Origin of the sequence: Blautia massiliensis (ex Liu et al. 2021) (assembly GCF_052064225.1) — a bacterium.
Classification (GTDB): Bacteria; Bacillota; Clostridia; order Lachnospirales; family Lachnospiraceae; genus Blautia_A; species Blautia_A fusiformis.
On sequence record NZ_JBQHWA010000076.1, the window covers coordinates 1 to 1,628 of the forward strand.

General features: G+C 43.1%; 2 protein-coding genes. Both read left to right on the forward strand.

Annotated elements, in window-relative coordinates; all coding sequences use genetic code 11:
- Nucleotides 1–763: Mu transposase domain-containing protein (locus ACTNDQ_RS15305; protein WP_441064996.1), on the forward strand; the 763-nt coding region annotated here is incomplete at its 5' end.
- 6 nt (nucleotides 764–769) lie between these two features.
- Complete coding sequence (istB, locus tag ACTNDQ_RS15310) at nucleotides 770–1,546, forward strand: IS21-like element helper ATPase IstB (RefSeq protein WP_154433269.1); 777 nt, start codon at nucleotides 770–772, stop codon at nucleotides 1,544–1,546.
- Nucleotides 1,547–1,628 lie beyond the last annotated feature (82 nt).

The window sequence follows — 1,628 nt, forward strand, 5'->3', positions numbered from 1 at the left end:
AAATATCTCTACCTGGATAACAGCAGCACTTCGGGATGAACAGTTCTTCTCCCTTGCCGAATTAAATCGTGCAATCAGAGACAAGCTCGAACTGTTCAACCAAAGGCTCTTTCAAAAGAAAGAGGGTAGTCGGCGAATCTTATTTCTTGAGGAAGAAAAACCATTGCTGGCACCATTACCTGCTACCCGTTTTGAACTGAGTGACTGGAAAACAGCCACCGTCCAGTTCAATTATCACATATCTGTGGACGGAATGCTATACTCAGTTCCTTATGAATACATCAAAAAGAAAGTTGATGTGAAGGTAACAGATACCACTATTGAAATTTTCTACAATCATAACCGCATTGCTTCCCATCGTCGTCTGAAAGGACGCCCTGGGCAGTACAGCACTATCACGGAACATATGCCGGAAGACCACCAGAAATATCTGGAATGGAACGGTGACCGGTTCCGCAAATGGGCTGAGCGGATTGGCATAAATACATACACTGTGGTTAATGCAATACTGACCTCCAAAAGTGTGGAACAACAGACCTACCGAAGTTGTATGGGACTTCTAAAGCTTGCTGAGAAATACTCAGATGCATTGCTTGAAGCAGCCTGTAAAAAAGCTTTATCCTATACATCCTCACCCAGTTACAAGAGTATTAAAAACATCCTTGTGACAGGTTCTGTAAAACCAGAATCAGAAACAACTGAATCCAAGACCACACATAAAGCACATGGCATCACAAGAGGTGCCGATTACTATCGGAGGTAAGCACATATGACAAATCAGAGTACAATAGACAAATTAATTGAAATGCGCCTTACTACTATGGCAGATGCATTTCGCAACCAGCTGGAGGATCCTAAATTTAATGAAGTACCATTTGAGGACCGCTTTGGTATGCTGGTGGACATCGAATACAGCAATCGCAAAAACAATCGTCAGAAACGACTGATCCGTAACGCTGGATTCGACCAGCCGGAAGCAAATATCATGGATATCAACTACACTTCCGGCCGCAAGCTTAACAAGGATCTTATTAACCGGCTTGCAACTTGCGAGTATATATCTGAACACCGGAATCTGTTTATTACCGGTGCTACAGGCTGTGGTAAGACTTACATGGCGTGCGCCTTTGGCATGGAGGCATGTAAGCGGTATTACAATACCAAGTATGTCCGTCTTCCAGATCTGCTTATTGATCTGGAAATAGCAAGGACAGAAGGTAACTATCGAAAGGTCATGGCTAAATACGCTAACCCGTTGGTTCTCATTCTTGATGAATGGCTTCTTCTAAAACCAACAGAAACCGAGCAGAAAGATATCTTTGAACTTCTTCATCGCAGACGCAAGAAATCATCTACGATTTTCTGCTCTCAGTATGAATTCGAAGAATGGTATGAACAGCTTGGCGGTGATGATAGTCCTCTTGCAGATGCAATCATTGACCGCATTGCCCATGACAGCTATCGCATCAACATTACAAGCATTGATGCTGAACATGATCGATCAATGCGAGAGGTATACGGCTTAGATAAAGCATTACGCGAGTAAACTCGCATGAGATGATTTCCACTTTCCGGACATCTGATTTCCAGATTTCCGGAAGTGCGATTTCATCGCACAAGAATATTCA

Coding starts and splice junctions, on each gene's coding strand:
- istB (WP_154433269.1), top strand. CDS start 770: ATGACAAATCAGAGTACAATAGACAAATTAATTGAAATGCGCCTTACT.